Below are 19513 nucleotides of genomic sequence, written 5' to 3' on the forward strand. Positions count from 1 at the left end.
TCACGAATATTCTATTCGGTTATCGATGTAAACGTTTTAGTGGTTTTCAAAGACTGAAATGAAGGACAAATTATGGTATAATATATCTAATTACTAATAGTGAAATGAGGCATTTATTAATGCAGGATAGAAATTTAGTGAATGTCAATCTGACAAAGGAGATGAAGACCAGCTTTATCGATTACGCTATGAGTGTTATCGTTGCGCGGGCCCTTCCTGATGTTCGAGATGGCTTAAAACCTGTTCACCGTCGTATTCTATACGGAATGAATGAACTAGGTGTTACACCAGACAAACCTCATAAAAAATCAGCCCGTATTACAGGGGATGTTATGGGTAAATACCACCCACACGGTGATTCCTCAATTTACGAAGCCATGGTTCGTATGGCTCAGTGGTGGAGCTACCGTTACATGCTTGTTGATGGGCATGGAAACTTTGGTTCTATGGACGGGGACGGTGCTGCCGCGCAGCGGTACACTGAGGCACGTATGAGCAAGATTGCTCTTGAAATGCTTCGTGATATCAACAAAAACACAGTTGATTTCGTAGACAACTACGATGCTAACGAACGTGAACCCTTGGTTTTGCCAGCTCGTTTTCCAAACCTTTTGGTCAATGGGGCAACGGGTATCGCTGTTGGGATGGCAACCAATATTCCACCTCACAACTTGGGTGAAACCATTGATGCAGTGAAGTTGGTTATGGACAATCCTGAAGTGACGACTAAGGACTTGATGGAAGTCTTGCCTGGTCCAGATTTTCCAACTGGTGCTCTTGTCATGGGGAAATCAGGTATCCATAAGGCTTATGAGACTGGTAAAGGTTCCATTGTCCTCCGTTCTCGAACAGAGATTGAGACGACTAAGACAGGGCGTGAGCGCATCGTGGTAACAGAATTTCCTTATATGGTCAATAAAACCAAGGTACATGAGCATATCGTTCGTTTGGCGCAAGAAAAACGAATTGAGGGAATTACAGCTGTACGTGATGAATCCAACCGCGAAGGCGTTCGCTTCATTATCGAAGTGAAGCGTGATGCTTCTGCAAATGTCATCCTCAATAACCTCTTCAAGATGACCCAGATGCAAACCAACTTTGGTTTCAATATGCTTGCTATTCAAAATGGCGTACCAAAGATTTTGTCCCTTCGTCAAATTTTGGATGCTTATATCGAGCACCAAAAAGAAGTGGTTGTTCGCCGTACTCGTTTTGACAAGGAAAAGGCAGAAGCGCGTGCGCACATCTTAGAAGGCCTTTTAATCGCGCTAGACCATATCGACGAAGTGATCCGTATCATCCGTGCTAGTGAAACGGATGCGGAAGCACAAGCTGAGTTGATGGGCAAGTTTAAGCTTTCTGAACGTCAAAGTCAGGCTATCCTTGATATGCGTCTTCGTCGTTTGACAGGATTGGAACGTGATAAGATTCAGTCTGAGTATGATGAATTGATCGCCTTGATTGCAGATTTGGCCGATATTCTTGCCAAACCTGAGCGTGTAGCGCAAATCATCAAAGAGGAATTGGACGAAGTCAAACGCAAGTTTGGTGACAAACGTCGTACGGAGTTGATGGTCGGAGAAGTCTTGACTCTTGAAGATGAAGACTTGATTGAAGAGACGGATGTCTTGATTACTCTCTCTGACAAAGGCTACATCAAACGTCTGGACCAAGGTGAGTTTACTGCCCAAAAACGTGGTGGTCGTGGAGTCCAAGGTACTGGAGTTAAGGATGATGACTTTGTACGTGAGTTGGTTTCAACCAGCACCCATGATCATTTGCTCTTCTTTACCAATAAAGGACGCGTATACCGACTAAAAGGTTATGAAATCCCTGAATACGGTCGTACTGCTAAGGGCTTGCCAGTTGTCAATCTATTGAAGTTGGACGAAGGTGAGAGCATTCAGACCATCATCAACGTTGAGTCTGAACGTAGTGATGATGCTTATCTCTTCTTCACAACTCGGCACGGTATCGTGAAACGAACCAGTGTTAAAGAATTTGCTAATATCCGTCAAAATGGACTTAAAGCTTTGAATCTCAAGGATGAAGATGAACTGATTAATGTCTTGCTGACAGAAGAAGATACAGATATCATCATTGGTACTAAGTTTGGTTATGCCGTTCGCTTTAATCAATCAGCCGTTCGTGGTATGAGCCGTATCGCGACAGGTGTCCGAGGTGTTAACCTCCGTGATGGAGACACTGTAGTTGGTGCTAGTGTCATCACTGACCAGGACGAGGTCCTTATCATCACTGAAAAAGGTTATGGTAAACGTACTCTTGCAACTGAATATCCAACAAAAGGTCGTGGTGGTAAAGGGATGAAGACAGCCAATGTTGCTGAGAAGAATGGCCCTCTTGCAGGTCTCCTCACTGTTAAAGGAGATGAAGACCTGATGATTATCACGGATACAGGTGTTATGATTCGAACAAACGTTGCCAATATTTCACAAACAGGACGCTCAACTATGGGAGTTAAGGTGATGCGTCTAGACCAGGATGCCAAGATTGTGACCTTTACAACGGTTGATGCGGTAGAAAAAGAAGAAGTTGGGACTGAAAACGAAACAGAAGGTAAAGCATAATGTCTCATAAAAAAACGAAAAGTAAGAAGAATAAGCGTAGGAATCTATTTCTCAATATTTTAGCGGTTTTCTTAATTCTTTTATCCTTAGCTTTGATTTTTAATTCAAAGATTCGAGATCTCTTTATGGTGTGGAACACCAATAAATACCAAGTCAATCAGGTTACTAAAGAAAATATAGATGAAAATCTCAAAACAGAAGGAAATTTTGATTTTGATTCGGTTAAATCTATCTCATCTGAAGCAGTTCTAGCCGCTCAGTGGGACGCTCAGAAGCTTCCTGTTATTGGAGGAATTGCTATTCCCGAAGTGGAGATTAACTTGCCAATTTTCAAAGGGTTGGATAATGTAAACTTGTTCTACGGAGCAGGAACCATGAAACCAGACCAAAAAATGGGAGAGGGCAACTATTCTCTAGCGAGTCACCATATCTTTACTGCTGAAAATGCCAGTCAAATGCTCTTCTCACCTTTAGTTAACGCTAAAGCGGGCATGAAAATTTACCTGACCGATAAGGATAAGGTTTATACTTATGAGATTACGGAAGTTAAACACGTTACTCCGGACCGAGTAGATGAAATCGAAGATCGTGAAGGAGTTAAGGAGATTACGCTGGTAACTTGTGTGGACTATAATGCGACTGAGCGTATAATTGTTAAGGGGATTTTTAAAGAATCAAAAGCTTATTCAGAGACTTCTGAGGATATTTTGAAGGCCTTTAATCAACCGTATAGACAACGTTATTAACCTCAAAAACCAGTGAAATTGCTTCTTCACTGGTTTTTTCTCAAATAGAGTCATCATTCAAAGGAGAATAATACATGTTCGAATATTTTTGGATTGGAATGAAAATGATGTGGGAAAGTCCTGTCTTTAGTTTTGCCTTTTACTTATTAACCTCTATTCTTTTACTAATCTTTTGGCGACGTTTTATAATTGTCCGTCGTAGTGGTGGTAATTTTTTTGCCCCATTTCACATTGCCAATGGGAGACTTTATATTCACAATGCTTTCGTATTTGTGAAGCGAATCATTCCGCTGAATAACATCAAAAGGATTGAAGTCAAATATATTCGAAGTGTCAAATTGAATGGGGCAAGGTATCATGTGTTTATTGAACAGAAAAACAGAAAGACTCTATCATTTTTCTGTGGCAAATCAAAACAGAATGATCTCCTTGTGAAGAATCTAAAGAATGAAACTAAAAACTACCATATTAGAATTGTAATAGATGGATAAGTGTTTAGTTTAAGAAAGGAATGATCATGGATAAGCTACAAGAAGTCAGAGAAAATGAACAGTTAAGGACCTTACTGATGACTGAATGTGATATTTATTTTTATGACAAGATAAGTGAAGTCCAGTTTTCAGGGAACAATGAGGAATACTCTCTTGCCTGTAAGGCATTTGCCCAGGATGGCAGTGGGGGCGAATATGTTTTTCTTGAAGATAACAGCATAGGCTTTATCGGAAGTGAGGGCCAAGTGGGAAGAGTAGCAGAAAGTCTGGATGACTTACTGACATTCCTACTTCACGCAGGTTGTATTTCGGATTTTAGCTGTCAGTATCTTTATCAGAATACAGACTTATTGAAAGCATTTTGTAAAGGTTATGTGTCTAAAATACGAGAAAGCTATCAGATTAAGCAGGAAGATTGGGATCAGATACGAGGAAATATGGCTCAAAAACTATCACTTGATTTTAATCCTGAAAAACTAGAAGATGTAGCCATGACATTTTATCGAGTAGCGACAAGGGAGCCTGTCTTTTCCTGTCAGTATATAGATGGGGAAGAAGAATATACCTGTGATTCAGTCTTGTCGGACATTATGGGAATGTGGACGACAGAGCTTGTAGGCATGAGTAGAGAAGAAATCGAAAACTATAAAACTTGATACTGTATGATGCTTGTAAGATGATCATTCAACTTTAATGGTATCTTTTCAATGTGAAAGGAAATTGGTCAGTAGGTTGAAAGATTTATCGTAAGAAACCGAAGAATGCTTGGCATAAGAGAGGATAGATAATGAGTCAGTTAAGAGAAAAGTCTTTAGTTAGGCTCAAAGAAGACATAACAAGTAGTTTTCCATTTGACAAGGATCTTCCTATGATATACTTGGGAGAAATTGCCAATATGGCTGGACACTGAATCTTCATAGGAAAATCGGGGGAAGTGTTATTTTGGATATCATATTTCACATTTTAGAGAACTAGGTGAAGATGAGGTATAGGACTTTCGCAGTATGATGATATCTTCTAATCATTGCAAGTGTTGTTATTTTATCGTACGCGTGTGTGGAAGACATTTTTATGAAATCATTTGAACATTTTGATTAATGTTAATAAATTTTTAGTAAATGATAATGATTTGGAGAGTGAACAATGAATTTTGATGAGAGTTTACAGCAATACACTTATGAGCATGAGGGAGTGACCTTTGTTTGGGACGAAGAGCCTGATTGTGACTTTATAGATAAAGTTGAACTGTTATCAAAAAATTATCAGGAAAATCTCAATAGAATTATCAACTTCATGCTAGCTGATCTTAAGGAAATGTATGGAGAAGTCAGCGAGGAAGATGTGAAGAACAAGCTGGGGAAACCTATCATTGACTACAATCAAGGAACAGTTAGTTATTGTGAGCAAACCTTCGATGACTGGCACCTATTTGAGTTTGAATTTTTGGATGATCAATTTGAAACATTGGAATGTTTTTCTGTTAATGGGTAAAGGAGAGATTTATGGAATTCCCCAATGCATTGATTTTCTTTGTAGAAAACGTATACAAGAAAGGCTTTTCAAAATGCGTGCTTTATGTTATAATATTCACAAATAAAAGTTTAGGAGTTTTTTTATGGTTTCTTCAGAATTTATCTCAAAGATTGAATTTGCTTGTAAGAAGAAAGAAAGTCTTTATAGTCAAAGCAAGTTTAAGTATGCAATTCGTTCCATGTTTGCAGGTGCCTTTTTAACATTTAGTACGGCTGCGGGTGCAGTTGGGGCTGACTTGATTAATAAGATCGCACCAGGCAGTGGTCGCTTCCTCTTCCCATTTGTTTTTGCTTGGGGATTGGCCTACATTGTTTTCTTGAATGCTGAGCTAGTAACTTCGAATATGATGTTTTTGACAGCTGGTAGTTTCTTGAAAAAAATCTCTTGGAGAAAAACAGCTGAGATTTTACTTTACTGTACCTTGTTCAATCTCATCGGAGCTTTGATAGCAGGTTGGGGCTTTGCCCACTCAGCAGCCTATGCAAATCTAACACATGATAGCTTCATTTCAGGGGTTGTAGAGATGAAGTTAGGTCGTTCCAATGAGTTAGTCTTACTTGAAGGTATTTTAGCCAATATCTTTGTAAACATTGCTATTCTTTCATTTGTTTTGGTGAAAGACGGTGGAGCCAAACTTTGGCTTGTCTTATCAGCGATTTACATGTTTGTATTCTTAACAAACGAACACATTGCTGCGAACTTTGCTTCTTTTGCGATTGTTAAGTTCAGTGTTGCAGCTGATTCAATTGCTAACTTTGACATACCTAATATTCTTCGTCACTGGGGTGTAACCTTTGTCGGGAACTTTATCGGAGGAGGTCTCTTGATGGGCTTGCCTTACGCCTTCCTCAATAAAAACGAAGATACTTATGTAGATTAAAAAAACAGGCACGAATTAATCGTGCTTTTTTGTTTGAGATGTAAGACTAGTCATAGTTGTTCCTTATATCAAAATATAGAAAAACGGTATTGGAAAAGACTAGCCCAAGATGATACAATATCCCTAATGAAGCTATTTGGAGGTCGTCATATGACTCGTGATTTTAAATTTGAAACTCTACAATTACATGCTGGGCAAGTAGTTGATCCAGCAACTAAGTCTCGTGCAGTACCGATTTATCAAACAACATCCTTCGTTTTTGATGACACGCAGGAAGGTGCTGATTTGTTTGCCTTGAGAAAACCAGGCAATATCTATACTCGTATCACAAATCCTACAACAGCAGCCTTTGAGGAAAGAATCGCTGCTCTTGAAGGTGGTGTTGGAGCACTAGCGACAGCATCAGGTATGGCTTCTGTAACCTACACTATTTTGGCGCTTGCTCACGCAGGTGACCATGTGGTGGCTGCGTCAACTATTTACGGTGGGACCTTCAACCTCTTGAAAGAAACCCTTCCTCGTTATGGGATCACAACTACCTTTGTGGATGTGGATAATTTGGAAGAAGTGGAAGCAGCTATCAATGACAATACAAAGCTTGTCTTGATTGAAACCTTGGGGAATCCCTTGATTAACATTCCTGACTTGGAAAAATTGGCTGAGATTGCGCATAAACACCAGATTCCTCTCGTTTCAGACAACACTTTTGCCACACCATATTTGATTAACGTCTTCTCTCACGGTGTCGATATTTCCATTCACTCAGCAACTAAGTTTATCGGTGGACATGGTACGACTATTGGCGGTGTTATCGTTGACAGTGGTCGTTTTGACTGGGAAGCTTCAGGAAAATTCCCTCAATTTGTTGAGGAAGACCCAAGTTACCATAACTTGAGCTATACTCGTGATGTGGGTGCAGCAGCCTTTATTATCGCTGTTCGTGTTCAATTGCTCCGTGATACAGGTGCTGCCTTGTCGCCATTTAATGCCTTTCTCTTGCTCCAAGGGCTTGAAACTCTCTCTCTTCGTGTTGAACGTCACGTGCAAAATGCAGAGAAAATTGTTGATTTCCTTGTAAATCATCCTAAGGTAGAGAAGGTAAATTATCCAAAACTAGCTGACAGTCCTTACCATGCCTTGGCTGAGAAATATTTGCCAAAAGGTGTTGGTTCAATCTTTACCTTCCATGTCAAAGGTGGAGAAGCAGAAGCTCGCAAGGTGATTGATAATTTGGAAATCTTCTCTGACCTTGCAAACGTTGCAGATGCCAAATCTCTTGTTGTCCATCCTGCGACAACCACTCACGGTCAGTTGTCAGAAAAAGATCTAGAAGCAGCAGGTGTAACACCAAACCAAATCCGCTTGTCTATCGGTCTTGAAAATGTAGAGGATTTGATTGAAGATTTGCGCTTGGCCTTGGAAAAAATTTAAAGTAACAGATATAAACAGTGGGTTTCGACTCGCTGTTTTTGATTTTCCCTCAGGCATGATATAATGGTTACAGAAGTCTAGAAAGAGGAAAGTTATGAACGAAATCAAATGTCCCAACTGTGGGGAAGTCTTTACAGTAAATGAGAGTCAGTATGCCGAACTTTTATCCCAAGTGAGAACTGCCGAGTTTGATAAGGAATTACACGATCGCATGAAGCAGGAGCTGGCCTTGGCTGAGCAAAAGGCTATGAATGAGCAACAGTCTAAACTAGCTCAAAAAGACCATGAAATCGCGCAACTGCAGAGTCAAATCCAAAACTTTGATACAGAGAAAGAGTTAGCTAAGAAAGAAGTTGAACAGACAAGTCATCAGGCTTTATTGGCAAAGGACAAGGAAGTACAGGCCTTGGAAAACCAATTGGCCACCTTGCGTTTGGAGCATGAAAATCAACTGCAAAAGACCCTTTCTGATTTAGAAAGAGAGCGTGATCAGGTCAAAAACCAGCTCCTCTTGCAAGAAAAGGAAAATGAGTTGTCTTTGGCTTCTGTTAAGCAAAATTACGAAGCTCAGCTCAATGCTGCTAGTGAACAAGTAGAATTTTACAAGAATTTCAAAGCCCAACAATCTACAAAAGCTATCGGGGAAAGTTTGGAACAGTATGCAGAGAGTGAGTTTAACAAGGTACGTAGTTTCGCCTTTCCAAATGCCTACTTTGAGAAGGATAACAAGGTCTCTGCGCGTGGGTCTAAGGGAGACTTTATCTTCCGTGAATGTGATGAAAATGGAGTGGAAATTATTTCCATCATGTTTGAAATGAAAAATGAAGCGGATGGAACTGAGAAGAAGCACAAGAATGCGGACTTCTACAAGGAATTGGACAAGGACCGTCGGGAGAAAAACTGCGAATATGCGGTTCTGGTGACCATGCTAGAAGCAGATAACGACTACTTTAACACAGGGATTGTTGACGTCAGTCACGAGTATGAAAAGATGTATGTGGTCCGTCCTCAATTCTTTATTCAGTTGATTGGGCTTTTGCGAAATGCGGCTCTTAATTCTTTGAAATACAAGCAAGAGTTGGCCTTGGTTCGCGAGCAGAATATCGATATTACACATTTTGAGGAAGATTTGGATGCCTTTAAACTAGCCTTTGCCAAGAACTACAACTCTGCTTCGACCAATTTTGGCAAAGCTATCGATGAAATTGACAAAGCCATCAAACGCATGGAAGAGGTCAAAAAGTTCCTAACCACATCTGAAAATCAACTTCGTCTTGCAAATAATAAACTGGAAGATGTTTCAGTTAAAAAATTGACCCGAAAAAATCCAACTATGAAAGCGAAGTTTGAAGCGCTGAAGGGGGAGTGAGATTACCTTAAAAACAGGAGTTCCTATGAAAAAATCTTTGAAATTCTCGGAAATTTATATTGCTTATTTACCATTAGTTGTATTTTTTCTTAATCTCCTATATGGTCTTTTAAATATTGAAGGCGTAGGCGATACTGACTCAAGATATAATTTATTCTTTGCTATTTTTGGATTTATTCCAACTATATTCGGTTATGGAATTAGTTTTTTGGCTAATCTTCTGGTGGGGATATCTTATGTGCGACAAGCAAAAAATGAATTGAAACGCATCATTGCTCTCCTATTGATTGGAAATATTTTTTTAGCAATTTTTCTGATGTTTTTGCTAAGATTTAAAATGATCGTTTCCTTTGACTTTATAAAAGATATTGACCTTTGGAGTTTCATTTTTTCATTATTTTTATTTCCGTATTTAGATTGGATTTATCAAAAGGAAGACTATAATCCAAAATTAAGTCGTAAGTTACTTATTCTATTTTTGATTGGGATTTTTTCTCCACTTATAGGAAGTAGAATTCAAATCCACTTTAGAAATAATGCTAAAGTTCAACAATTAAAAGAGTTTTATTCTTCTATGGGAATGAATTATGATGTTGCTCTTAAAAGCGTAGAAATAGAAAGCAACGTTTCAGATATTAGTATTTTTGATGTATCGGATAATGGAATGACTATCCAAGTAGGTGCTAAGTACATTCGTCAAAAATTAACACAGGTCAGTTTCATTAATGAGAATTATGGTTTTAAAGAATTCTTGAGGCTTTCTGCATCGAGCCAAGAGGCACAGACAGTTCTGAATGATTTTAAATCAGCTGTAGAAAGTGCAATACAAAAGAAAGGATATGATTTAGTAGTTATTGATGATAAAGAACAGCCATTAGCTAGCCCTGGTTTTAAAATATCAAATTCATATAGGATAACTCCTTTAATAAAAGAAAAGGCTCTTCAAAATCAAAATTCATTCAGTAAAGAAAAACAAGCTTTTAGAGGATATGCGACTCTTTCTGTTAAAGACTTTATGAAGGAGGGAGCACTTTGCTTGCATTTAACACTTAGCAAAAGCAACCTATTGGAACTAGGAGATATTGATTTTTCAAGCTTTCCAGATGGATATTACAACATAAATGCTGACTACTTTTTGGTTGTTAATGGAAAATATAAGCAACTTGAAAAGGATGATAATTTTGAATATATTTTACCAATTGAGTCGGGTAAACCATTTTACTCTGAGGATTTATATGATATTAAAAAAATTGATTTAAACAATGAGGAATAGAAGTGAAAGGGAAATCAGAAAGCAACACATGAACGGTATTATCAACTTAAAAAAAGAAGCGGGGCTGACCTCGCATGACGCGGTTTTTAAACTGCGTAAGATTTTGGGAACCAAGAAGATTGGTCATGGTGGGACCTTGGATCCAGATGTGGTGGGTGTTTTGCCTATTGCAGTTGGCAAGGCAACCCGCATGGTCGAGTTTATGCAGGACGAGGGCAAGGTCTATGAGGGGGAGATCACTCTTGGTTATTCAACGACGACTGAGGATGCCAGTGGAGAAGTGGTCGCAGAGACACCTGTTTTGTCGTCCTTGGATGAAACCACTGTCGATGAAGCGATTGCGAGTCTGACTGGGCCTATTACTCAGATTCCACCTATGTATTCGGCTGTTAAGGTTAATGGTCGCAAGCTCTATGAGTATGCGCGTGCAGGTCAGGAAGTGGAGCGTCCAGAACGTCAGGTGACCATTTATCAATTTGAACGAACAAGTCCGATTTCTTATGAGGGTTATCTAGCACGATTCACTTTTCGTGTAAAATGCAGTAAAGGAACATATATCCGTACCTTGTCAGTTGACTTGGGAGAGAAGCTGGGTTATGCGGCCCATATGTCCCATTTGACTCGGACGAGTGCAGCAGGTTTACAGTTAGAAGATGCCTTGACTTTGAATGAAATTGCTGCAAAAGTGGAGGCTGGTCAGCTGGACTTTCTCCATCCTCTTGAAATTGGAACAGGGGACCTTGTTAAAGTTATCCTAACTCCAGAAGAGGCTACAGAAGTGCGTTTTGGTCGTTTTATCGAGTTAGACCAAACAGACCAAGAATTGGCTGCATTTGAGGGAGACAAATTGCTAGCCATTCTAGAAAAAAGGGGCAATCTCTATAAGCCGAGGAAGGTTTTTGGCTAGTCATTGCTGTCTTTTTAATTTCTCATTATAGATTTGGGTAAGTTGTCACTAGGTGTTAATATGCATATCAAAAAAGGAAGTCAATGAAAGCGACTACATACAAAACTAGGACATTGTATTTTTATTTTGATATAATGATAACAAAATGAAAGGAATTTCTTAAAAATGAGCGTGAGCGAAATTATTGAAAGAATTAGAAGTGAGTATTCAGAGATTGACTGGTTAAAAAGTAGAAGCAACTTTTATAAAATTCCTGATCAAGGAATATTTGTTCAGTATAATCTTAAAGATTTAGAAAAAAATATGAAAGTAGTAAATTTTTAATTATTAATAAATTTGCGAAATCAGCAATCGATTGGAATTTTGATTTAGAAAATTATTTTGTTATTACAGAATTGACCGACTCTCCTAAAACAGGGAATATTGAGTTTACAAAAAATAATAAGGCAAGAGAATTTGAAAACTGTATTGGACAAAGTTACTTTACTATTGAACAAGACTTTTTTACATGTCATTTTATAAGAGTTGAAAAGGATGGTGAGGAATTCTTAGAGACATTGCATGAAATTATTTCCTTAAGTTTTGATGATTTTGTGAAGCAGATGCGCTTAGAACATAATAAGTGGGACGATTATGGATATCAGTTGGTTTTTAATCTTAAGATATGGGAACAAACTTTTGAACTACGAGTTAACCCGAATAAGAATGTTACCTTGGATTATTTAAAAAATGGCGGAGGAGAATATCCTGATGAGGATTTTTGTTCCTTAGGTGAAGTGGCGTACTATGAATTTTTAAAAAAATATCTTTCTTATAAAGATCGTCAAAAATGGTTTACTCGATCTAGAGACCTTGCTTTTAACACAAGTGTATTGGAAAAATTTGCAATAGAGTATTCAAAAAAATCTGATTTACATGGACAAACTTTGGATTTCACTCCACCAAATAGTGAATACCATAGTTTTTTATATAATTCATTTCTAAGAACAACTACCTTAAAAGAAATCAAGGAAGTATTTCACCCACTAACCGTTTTTGGCTATACTGACTCTAGGGAATGTCATTCTGAGGACGAAACATCATCTTACTCAAGTGAAAATTTAAAAGAGGCAGTTGATGATAGGGTAGAATCTATAAACTATAGTTTTAAAGAAGATGGTATAGATAAAGGGAAACTACAATTCATAAAAAATAGAATGTCAGAATTACCAATGAATGTTTTTGCAGTGGTTGGTGGAAATGGAAGTGGAAAATCCTATAAAATTAATCAGATAATAAAGGAACATTTAGAAGGAGACAATAAGTTCTCACAGATACTTCATTTTTCATTAAGCCCATTTGACAATATTATTCATTTTAATAGAGAGAGCACAAGTATAGAGGTTGCTGATAAAGAAAAAGATTCCTATGGTGAAATTATCTATGAGAAAGTAGGATTTGTTTCCGTTAAACATCCTCCTATTCCAGAAGTAGTCAAGAAAGCAGAAGCTACATCATTGACTGATGTTAAGGAGTATCTACATGAGAAATCTAGAAAGTATCTTGATTCTGATAATACATTAAAACAAGGATTTGAAGCTAAAATAAGTATTAAAGAAAGTTTTTCCTACTACATACAGAATCTATTATTTGACTTGATTGCTTCTAATAAGAAATTATCTCAGTGGGAGTCAGCAATAGAGTTCTTTGAATTTGAAACTTGGGTAGAAGATATTAAAATTGCTTTTTTAGATAGAGATATAATAAAAGAAGATCTAGAAAAAGTAGATAAGTTAAGTTCAGGGCAAGCAACTATTCTTTTATATATTACGAAGCTTGTTTCAAGTATTAATCAAGGAAGTTTAGTTATTTTTGATGAACCAGAAACGTTCATGCATCCACCTATGATTAAAGCATTCGTTAGAGCTGTTTCAGAGATAGTGAACAATAATAAAGCTTTCTGTTTGATTGCTACACACTCTCCAGTAATCATTCAAGAAATTCCTCATTGTAATGTCTATAGATTAGATTCTAATCACGGATTAAGCAATACTAATTACAAAACCTATGGTCAGAACTTAGACACTTTGTACAAGAATATATATGGAATTGAATTACAGCAAACAGGATATAATAGTTTCTTTAATAAAAAAAGAGATAATATTATTAAAATAACTAGAAAAGAGGAGCAAGAAATTGGTGAAAGCATGGATTCATTATCACTCAAAGATGATAATGAAATAATTAAGAAACAGATTGAACTATTAGCTTATGGAGATGATAAAAAATATCTAGGTGATGAAGCTTTTCTGAAGTATCTTGAAGTGAAAGAGGAGTTAGAGAAAGCGGGTGAAGTCTTATCAAAAGAGTAGCTAAAGAATATCCATCTATAGAAGACGTTATAGTTGTATTACCAGATACTGTCGATAAAGATGGGCTTCGTAGTTTTTTAACAGAATTAGATAGAGAATATGAAAGTAAAGCTAGTATAGGTTCATTGTATGAATTAGACATTGATCTAATTCAGTCACAGTGTGAGATTGATTCAAAATGGTATGGTACGTATGTTCGACCATCCTCAAAAGGCCTATTTCAAAAATTCGCAGTTGTAAAAAATACCTATAATCAAGCAATTTGTCCTATTTGTGAAGGTGTGTTTTCAACTAAAGTAACACTCGAACATATTATGCCTAAGAGTGAGAAAGAGAATGATGATCGAAAATTTGGTGAACCTAGGCTTGCAATTTTACCAATTAATCTAGTCAAATGTTGTGGGGAGTGCAATACCTCTAAACATAGTAAAAGGTCTTTAACAAAGGAAGAAAGTGAAATTAACCCTTACTTTGAAGAGTTTGATATTGAGGATTATATTGAGGTAAACTTTAATGATACAGATGAGACTTTTCAACCAAATATTAAATTTCACTATCAAGACAATCCTATGGATAAACGTATTCAAAATTTCATTAATAACTATAATATTGAAAAAACATATAATCATAGAATAAGGTTAGAGTTTCAAAAGATTTTGACTATATTAGCAAATAATCCAATAACTTTAACAAAGTCTATTTTAAAGTCATACATAGAATATCTATTTGATACATATAGCAAAAGTAGTGAATTTGAAAAGATTGAATCTAAGTATTGGTTTGATCAAAATTATTTTGGATTTAAAATATGTAAGTATTTAACAGAAATAATAGATAATGATATTTCTGTTATTTATAAATTAAATGAGGAGATAAACAAACGTCGTCAGCCTTCTCAATATATTGCTTTTTCAAATCAAGAATTTCAGAATGAAATGAGCGAAGTAAAAACAATGACGGATTTAGAAATGTTTTTTAAAAATAACAAAGAAGACCTTATTGTCTATTACCAACAGATTAAAAAACAAGGGCTTCCTATTGAATTTCCTAAATTATTTCATGAAGATGAAGATAAGTTAAGTAAAAAATGCTTAGAAGATAGGTTAAGAAAAAAACGCTTAATCGAAGAAATCGTAAAATACTATTTAGAAAGTGGAAAAAGTTTTGATCATTTCAGGGAAGATTGTGCTTCTATAATTGTTATTTAAGGTGAAACTCAAAATAGTAGAAGAAAACGAAGTTGAGAATAATAAAAAATTAGAAGAGATGAATCAAAAATAAGTGAAGGAGATAGTAAAGCGTGCCTCGTCAATTTAATAAGAAGTAAGAGATATTCTTAGAAAAAATGCATATATGGATTATACAAAATTGGTTATAGATATCAAATCTGTTTATTAAAAATTGCACAGTCTTTTTGTTTAGTTAATCAAAGTAGATAATAAGCTTTCTATTGAAATTTATTAGACGAGTACCCAAAATCAGACTATAAATTTTGCAAAAAATGTGATAGAATAGACGACGGATAAAAAAACGGAGGATAGCATGCAAAATAGACCAATCATTATCGGAGTGACAGGTGGTTCTGGTGGTGGTAAAACCAGTGTTTCAAGAGCCATTTTATCGCATTTTCCTGATGAAAAGATTTCCATGATTGAGCATGATTCATACTACAAGGATCAGTCTCACTTGACTTTTGAAGAACGTGTCAAAACTAACTATGACCATCCATTTGCCTTTGATACAGACTTGATGATCGAGCAGATTAAGGAATTGTTGGCAGGGCGCCCAGTGGACATTCCAACTTATGACTATACAGAGCATACGCGGAGTAGCAAGACCTATCGTCAGGAGCCTCAGGATGTCTTTATCGTTGAGGGGATTCTGGTCTTGGAGGACAAGCGTCTGCGCGATTTGATGGATATCAAGATTTTTGTGGATACAGATGATGATGTGCGCATTATTCGTCGTATCAAGCGTGATATGGAGGAGCGTGGCCGTAGCTTGGATAGCGTGATTGACCAATATCTAGGTGTGGTAAAACCTATGTACCACCAGTTTATTGAGCCGACCAAGCGTTATGCTGATATCGTCATTCCAGAAGGGGTCAGCAATACAGTTGCTATCGACCTTTTGACGACCAAGATTGCAAAGATTTTGGAAGAAGCTCGTAACAGCAAATAAAGAGATGAGGAGGCTTGGCCTCCTTTTTCTATTTTTCCTTTCGTTTCGGTATGCAAAAGGAGATTTTTAATCATATTTTTGGTATAATAATACCCATGGAAAAGCAGGAAAATGAACAGTGGGTGGAGATGGAAAAGTATTTATCGGTAACAACTTTGACCAAGTATCTGAAAATGAAATTCGATAAAGACCCTTACTTGGAACGGGTCTATTTAACTGGTCAAGTTTCCAACTTTCGTAAACGTCCTACTCACCAATATTTCTCCCTAAAAGATGATCACGCGGTCATCCAAGCGACCATCTGGTCAGGGATCTATCAGAAATTAGGCTTTGACCTCGAAGAAGGAATGAAGATCAATGTGATTGGGCGTGTTCAGGTTTATGAGCCAAGTGGGAGCTACTCTATCATCATTGAGAAGGCTGAACCTGATGGGGTTGGTGCGCTTGCGATTCAGTTTGAACAACTCAAGAAAAAATTGACAGAAGAAGGCCTGTTTCAAGAACGTTTCAAGCAACCTCTTCCCCAATTTGCTAAGAGAATTGGTGTCGTAACTAGTCGCAGTGGCGCAGTTATCCAGGATATTATCACAACCGTCAGCAGACGTTTTCCTGGTGTCGATATCCTTCTCTATCCAACCAAGGTTCAAGGAGATGGAGCCGCGGAGGAAATAGCACGGAATATTGCTCGTGCCAATCAGCGTGAGGACCTAGATGTCCTCATCATTGGTCGTGGTGGGGGTTCTATCGAGGATCTCTGGGCCTTTAACGAAGAAATTGTGGTACGAGCTATTTTTGAATCTCGTTTGCCAGTTATCTCCAGTGTGGGGCATGAGACGGATGTGACCTTGGCAGACTTTGTGGCGGATCGCAGAGCTGCGACACCAACAGCTGCGGCAGAACTGGCAACGCCTGTCACTAAGTTGGATCTCTTGACCTATTTGCAAAATCAGGAAAAACGGATGGCGACAGCTGTACAAAATGTCCTGTCAAGAAAAAAAGAAGCTCTGAAAAAATGCAGTCAGTCAGTCATCTTTAGACAGCCAGAGCGCTTGTATGATGGTTATTTGCAACGATTAGATCAACTACAACTGCGCTTAAAACAAAGTTTGCGAACACGGATTTCTGATAGCAACCAGCTAGTCCAAGCAAGGACGCATCAACTAGTCCAATTATCACCCGTTACCAAAATCCAGCGTTATCAAGACCGTCTAGGTCAGTTGGACAAGCTCCTCCGTAGCCAAATGGCGTTAGTTTATGATGCCAAGGTTGCTGAAGTCAAGCGACTTTCAGAAGCCTTGTTGATGTTGGATACCAGTCGAATAGTGGCGCGTGGCTATGCAATTGTCAAAAAAGAAGAGTCAGTAGTCGATTCGGTTGAGAAGTTGAAGAAAAAGGACCAAGTGACGCTTTTGATGCGAGATGGTCAAGTAGAATTAGAGGTTAAAGATGTCAAAACAAAAGAAATTTGAGGAAAATCTAGCAGAACTGGAGACCATTGTCCAAAGTTTAGAAAATGGTGAAATTGCTTTAGAAGATGCAATTGCTGCCTTTCAAAAGGGTATGGTCTTGTCAAAAGAGCTCCAAGCGACGCTGGACAAGGCTGAAAAGACCTTGGTCAAGGTCATGCAAGAAGACGGAACAGAAAGTGATTTTGAATGAAGAAGCAAGAAAAATTAGCTCTTGTCGAGTCTGCCTTGGAAGATTTTTATGGAGACCAGCAGTTTGCCTCTAGTTTGCGAGAAGCTGTTCTCTATTCCATTCATGCTGGTGGCAAGCGTATTCGACCTTTTCTCTTGTTAGAAGTTCTGGAAGCCTTGCAGGTCGCTATTAAACCTGCTCATGCACAGGTGGCTGCGGCCTTGGAAATGATTCATACAGGGAGCTTGATTCACGATGACCTTCCAGCTATGGATGACGACGATTATCGTCGGGGACGCTTGACAAATCATAAGAAATTCGGTGAAGCAATGGCAATTTTGGCAGGAGATGCCTTGTTCCTAGATCCCTATGCTTTGATAGCGCAGGCAGATTTGCCAAGTCAGATCAAGGTGGACTTGATTGCCAACTTATCCCTTGCTTCAGGAAGTCTGGGAATGGTTGCAGGGCAGGTTTTAGATATGGAAGGTGAACACCAACATTTGTCTTTGGAAGAACTTCAGACCATTCATGCTAATAAAACAGGTAAGTTACTAGCCTATCCTTTCCAAGCAGCTGCTATCATAGCTGAATTAGCACCAGAAATCCAAGCAAAACTGAAAACAGTTGGTGAATTGATTGGGCTGGCCTTTCAAGTTCGAGATGATGTGTTAGATGTGACGGCTAGTTTCGAGGAAATTGGCAAGACACCGCAAAAGGACCTACAGGCAGAAAAATCAACCTATCCTGCCTTGTTGGGTTTAGAAGAGGCCATTGCCTTTTGTAACCAAACTCTGGATCAAGCCACGGCTAAATTAGAAGAAATTGCCCAGCAAGTCAGCTTTGAAACAGAGCCGATTGTGAAAGTAGTAGAAAGTTTGAGAATCAATGGCTAAGGAAAGAGTGGATGTACTAGCTTATAAACAGGGTTTGTTTGAGACACGAGAACAAGCCAAGCGTGGTGTAATGGCTGGACTTGTCGTAGCGGTCCTTAACGGAGAGCGGTTTGACAAACCAGGAGAGAAAATCCCAGATGATACTGAGCTAAAACTCAAAGGTGAAAAACTCAAGTATGTCAGCCGTGGTGGTTTAAAATTAGAAAAAGCCTTGCAGGTCTTTGATTTATCAGTGGATGGCGCAACCACGATTGATATTGGGGCCTCCACTGGAGGATTTACTGACGTCATGTTGCAAAATGGTGCTGAGTTGGTCTTTGCAGTCGATGTTGGTACCAATCAGTTGGCTTGGAAATTACGTCAAGACCCTCGGGTTGTCAGCATGGAGCAGTTTAATTTTCGTTATGCTGAAAAGACTGATTTTGAGCAGGAACCAAGCTTTGCCAGTATTGATGTGAGTTTCATTTCCCTCAGTCTGATTTTGCCTGCCTTGCACCGTGTCTTGGCTGATCAAGGTCAGGTCGTGGCTCTGGTTAAGCCCCAGTTTGAAGCAGGTCGTGAGCAGATTGGGAAAAATGGAATCATTCGCGATGCCAAGGTTCATCAACATGTCCTTGAATCTGTCACTGCTATGGCAATTGAACAAGGTTTTTCAGTGTTTGGATTAGACTTTTCTCCCATCCAAGGTGGACATGGAAACATCGAATTTTTAGCATATTTGAAAAAGGAAGAGGGAGCAAGTAACCAAGTTGCCCCTGAAATAGAAAAAGTTGTAGAGAGAGCGCATAGAGAATTTAAAGATGAATAAAAAAGAGAGACTTGAAAAAATTAGAAGATTTGTTACGGATTATCAAATCGGGACTCAGGAAGAAATTGTTGAGCATTTGAAGGAAGCAGGTATTTCTGCTACGCAAGCCACTGTCTCAAGGGACATCAAGGAGCTTGGGATTGTTAAAATTCCTTTGAAGAACAATACCTATATTTATGAGTTACCAAAATCAATCGTCAAAAGTTTGCAGTTGGCTGAGGACAACATTGTGAGTTCCGAGCTAATGGGAAATATGATCAACCTTTCTGTCATTCCTGGAAATACTATTTTTGTGAAAAGTCAGTTGGTTGAAGCATTTTCTGAACAGATTTTTAGCTGTCTAGCTGATGATGATTCTATCTTAATTGTAGCTAGAACAGCAGAGGCAGCTGAAGAAATTGTTGAACAAGTCAAAAAATGGTAG

The 19513-nt window shown here is 38.2% G+C and carries 18 protein-coding genes; all 18 read left to right on the plus strand.

The genetic code is table 11. The features are described 5' to 3' along the window. Positions 1 to 119: 119 nt before the first annotated feature. The 18 genes from gyrA to HMPREF1125_RS08545 all read left to right on the plus strand — a co-directional run bounded on the left by gyrA (position 120) and on the right by HMPREF1125_RS08545 (position 19513). Positions 120 to 2588: a DNA gyrase subunit A gene (gene gyrA, locus HMPREF1125_RS08460; RefSeq protein WP_001154043.1), complete on the plus strand. Its 2469-nt coding sequence runs from the start codon at positions 120 to 122 to the stop codon at positions 2586 to 2588. Then, the gene (locus HMPREF1125_RS08465; RefSeq protein WP_000018514.1) at positions 2588 to 3334 is read left to right on the plus strand and encodes a class A sortase; all 747 of its coding nucleotides are present in this window, start codon (positions 2588 to 2590) and stop codon (positions 3332 to 3334) included. Before gyrA ends, HMPREF1125_RS08465 begins: the two co-directional genes overlap by 1 nt. A 74-nt stretch (positions 3335 to 3408) precedes the next feature. Next, complete coding sequence (locus HMPREF1125_RS08470; RefSeq protein WP_000464449.1) at positions 3409 to 3825, plus strand: hypothetical protein; 417 nt, start codon at positions 3409 to 3411, stop codon at positions 3823 to 3825. 26 nt (positions 3826 to 3851) lie between these two features. Further along, a complete protein-coding gene (locus tag HMPREF1125_RS08475) occupies positions 3852 to 4481 on the plus strand; it encodes a hypothetical protein (RefSeq protein ID WP_000359630.1) in 630 nt (209 codons plus the stop codon). Positions 4482 to 4968: 487 nt separating this feature from the next. Further along, positions 4969 to 5316, plus strand: coding sequence for a hypothetical protein (locus HMPREF1125_RS08480; protein WP_001008305.1), 348 nt, complete (start codon positions 4969 to 4971; stop codon positions 5314 to 5316). A 124-nt stretch (positions 5317 to 5440) separates the two neighbouring features. Further along, on the plus strand, positions 5441 to 6238 hold the full coding sequence (locus tag HMPREF1125_RS08485) for a formate/nitrite transporter family protein (RefSeq protein WP_000254787.1): 798 nt from the start codon (positions 5441 to 5443) through the stop codon (positions 6236 to 6238). A gap of 150 nt (positions 6239 to 6388) precedes the next feature. Continuing rightward, positions 6389 to 7669 carry an O-acetylhomoserine aminocarboxypropyltransferase/cysteine synthase family protein gene (locus HMPREF1125_RS08490; protein WP_000196328.1) on the plus strand — a complete coding sequence of 427 codons (1281 nt, stop codon included), beginning with the start codon at positions 6389 to 6391 and terminating at the stop codon, positions 7667 to 7669. Positions 7670 to 7763: 94 nt separating this feature from the next. Beyond that, complete coding sequence (locus HMPREF1125_RS08495) at positions 7764 to 9038, plus strand: DUF2130 domain-containing protein (RefSeq protein WP_001002600.1); 1275 nt, start codon at positions 7764 to 7766, stop codon at positions 9036 to 9038. Between the two features lie 25 nt (positions 9039 to 9063). Then, entirely contained in the window at positions 9064 to 10311 is a 1248-nt protein-coding gene (locus HMPREF1125_RS08500; protein WP_000749104.1) for a hypothetical protein, read from the plus strand. A 28-nt stretch (positions 10312 to 10339) separates the two neighbouring features. Further along, positions 10340 to 11218: a tRNA pseudouridine(55) synthase TruB gene (gene truB, locus HMPREF1125_RS08505; RefSeq protein ID WP_001013230.1), complete on the plus strand. Its 879-nt coding sequence runs from the start codon at positions 10340 to 10342 to the stop codon at positions 11216 to 11218. 395 nt (positions 11219 to 11613) lie between these two features. Then, entirely contained in the window at positions 11614 to 13569 is a 1956-nt protein-coding gene (locus tag HMPREF1125_RS08510) for an AAA family ATPase (RefSeq protein WP_000132388.1), read from the plus strand. 125 nt (positions 13570 to 13694) lie between these two features. After that, complete coding sequence (locus tag HMPREF1125_RS08515) at positions 13695 to 14777, plus strand: HNH endonuclease signature motif containing protein (RefSeq protein WP_000273110.1); 1083 nt, start codon at positions 13695 to 13697, stop codon at positions 14775 to 14777. Positions 14778 to 15111: 334 nt separating this feature from the next. Then, complete coding sequence (gene udk, locus HMPREF1125_RS08520; RefSeq protein ID WP_001181376.1) at positions 15112 to 15750, plus strand: uridine kinase; 639 nt, start codon at positions 15112 to 15114, stop codon at positions 15748 to 15750. A 128-nt stretch (positions 15751 to 15878) separates the two neighbouring features. Next, positions 15879 to 17219, plus strand: coding sequence for an exodeoxyribonuclease VII large subunit (gene xseA, locus HMPREF1125_RS08525; RefSeq protein WP_025172351.1), 1341 nt, complete (start codon positions 15879 to 15881; stop codon positions 17217 to 17219). Continuing rightward, entirely contained in the window at positions 17197 to 17409 is a 213-nt protein-coding gene (locus tag HMPREF1125_RS08530) for an exodeoxyribonuclease VII small subunit (protein WP_000043226.1), read from the plus strand. The genes xseA and HMPREF1125_RS08530 overlap by 23 nt, the downstream gene beginning before the upstream one ends. Next, the gene (locus HMPREF1125_RS08535; protein WP_000743792.1) at positions 17406 to 18281 is read left to right on the plus strand and encodes a polyprenyl synthetase family protein; all 876 of its coding nucleotides are present in this window, start codon (positions 17406 to 17408) and stop codon (positions 18279 to 18281) included. Before HMPREF1125_RS08530 ends, HMPREF1125_RS08535 begins: the two co-directional genes overlap by 4 nt. After that, a complete protein-coding gene (locus tag HMPREF1125_RS08540) occupies positions 18274 to 19089 on the plus strand; it encodes a TlyA family RNA methyltransferase (RefSeq protein ID WP_001041060.1) in 816 nt (271 codons plus the stop codon). Before HMPREF1125_RS08535 ends, HMPREF1125_RS08540 begins: the two co-directional genes overlap by 8 nt. Next, positions 19082 to 19513, plus strand: coding sequence for an arginine repressor (locus HMPREF1125_RS08545; RefSeq protein WP_001034391.1), 432 nt, complete (start codon positions 19082 to 19084; stop codon positions 19511 to 19513). The genes HMPREF1125_RS08540 and HMPREF1125_RS08545 overlap by 8 nt, the downstream gene beginning before the upstream one ends.

Source organism: Streptococcus oralis SK304, from assembly GCF_000287715.1.
GTDB lineage: Bacteria > Bacillota > Bacilli > Lactobacillales > Streptococcaceae > Streptococcus > Streptococcus oralis_Y.

Excerpts from the sequence above, each read along its gene's own strand:
- gyrA (WP_001154043.1), top strand. The coding sequence starts at position 120 with ATGCAGGATAGAAATTTAGTGAATGTCAATCTGACAAAGGAGATGAAG.
- HMPREF1125_RS08465 (WP_000018514.1), top strand. The coding sequence starts at position 2,588 with ATGTCTCATAAAAAAACGAAAAGTAAGAAGAATAAGCGTAGGAATCTA.
- HMPREF1125_RS08470 (WP_000464449.1), top strand. The coding sequence starts at position 3,409 with ATGTTCGAATATTTTTGGATTGGAATGAAAATGATGTGGGAAAGTCCT.
- HMPREF1125_RS08475 (WP_000359630.1), top strand. The coding sequence starts at position 3,852 with ATGGATAAGCTACAAGAAGTCAGAGAAAATGAACAGTTAAGGACCTTA.
- HMPREF1125_RS08480 (WP_001008305.1), top strand. The coding sequence starts at position 4,969 with ATGAATTTTGATGAGAGTTTACAGCAATACACTTATGAGCATGAGGGA.
- HMPREF1125_RS08485 (WP_000254787.1), top strand. The coding sequence starts at position 5,441 with ATGGTTTCTTCAGAATTTATCTCAAAGATTGAATTTGCTTGTAAGAAG.
- HMPREF1125_RS08490 (WP_000196328.1), top strand. The coding sequence starts at position 6,389 with ATGACTCGTGATTTTAAATTTGAAACTCTACAATTACATGCTGGGCAA.
- HMPREF1125_RS08495 (WP_001002600.1), top strand. The coding sequence starts at position 7,764 with ATGAACGAAATCAAATGTCCCAACTGTGGGGAAGTCTTTACAGTAAAT.
- HMPREF1125_RS08500 (WP_000749104.1), top strand. The coding sequence starts at position 9,064 with ATGAAAAAATCTTTGAAATTCTCGGAAATTTATATTGCTTATTTACCA.
- truB (WP_001013230.1), top strand. The coding sequence starts at position 10,340 with ATGAACGGTATTATCAACTTAAAAAAAGAAGCGGGGCTGACCTCGCAT.
- udk (WP_001181376.1), top strand. The coding sequence starts at position 15,112 with ATGCAAAATAGACCAATCATTATCGGAGTGACAGGTGGTTCTGGTGGT.
- xseA (WP_025172351.1), top strand. The coding sequence starts at position 15,879 with ATGGAAAAGTATTTATCGGTAACAACTTTGACCAAGTATCTGAAAATG.
- HMPREF1125_RS08530 (WP_000043226.1), top strand. The coding sequence starts at position 17,197 with ATGTCAAAACAAAAGAAATTTGAGGAAAATCTAGCAGAACTGGAGACC.
- HMPREF1125_RS08535 (WP_000743792.1), top strand. The coding sequence starts at position 17,406 with ATGAAGAAGCAAGAAAAATTAGCTCTTGTCGAGTCTGCCTTGGAAGAT.
- HMPREF1125_RS08540 (WP_001041060.1), top strand. The coding sequence starts at position 18,274 with ATGGCTAAGGAAAGAGTGGATGTACTAGCTTATAAACAGGGTTTGTTT.
- HMPREF1125_RS08545 (WP_001034391.1), top strand. The coding sequence starts at position 19,082 with ATGAATAAAAAAGAGAGACTTGAAAAAATTAGAAGATTTGTTACGGAT.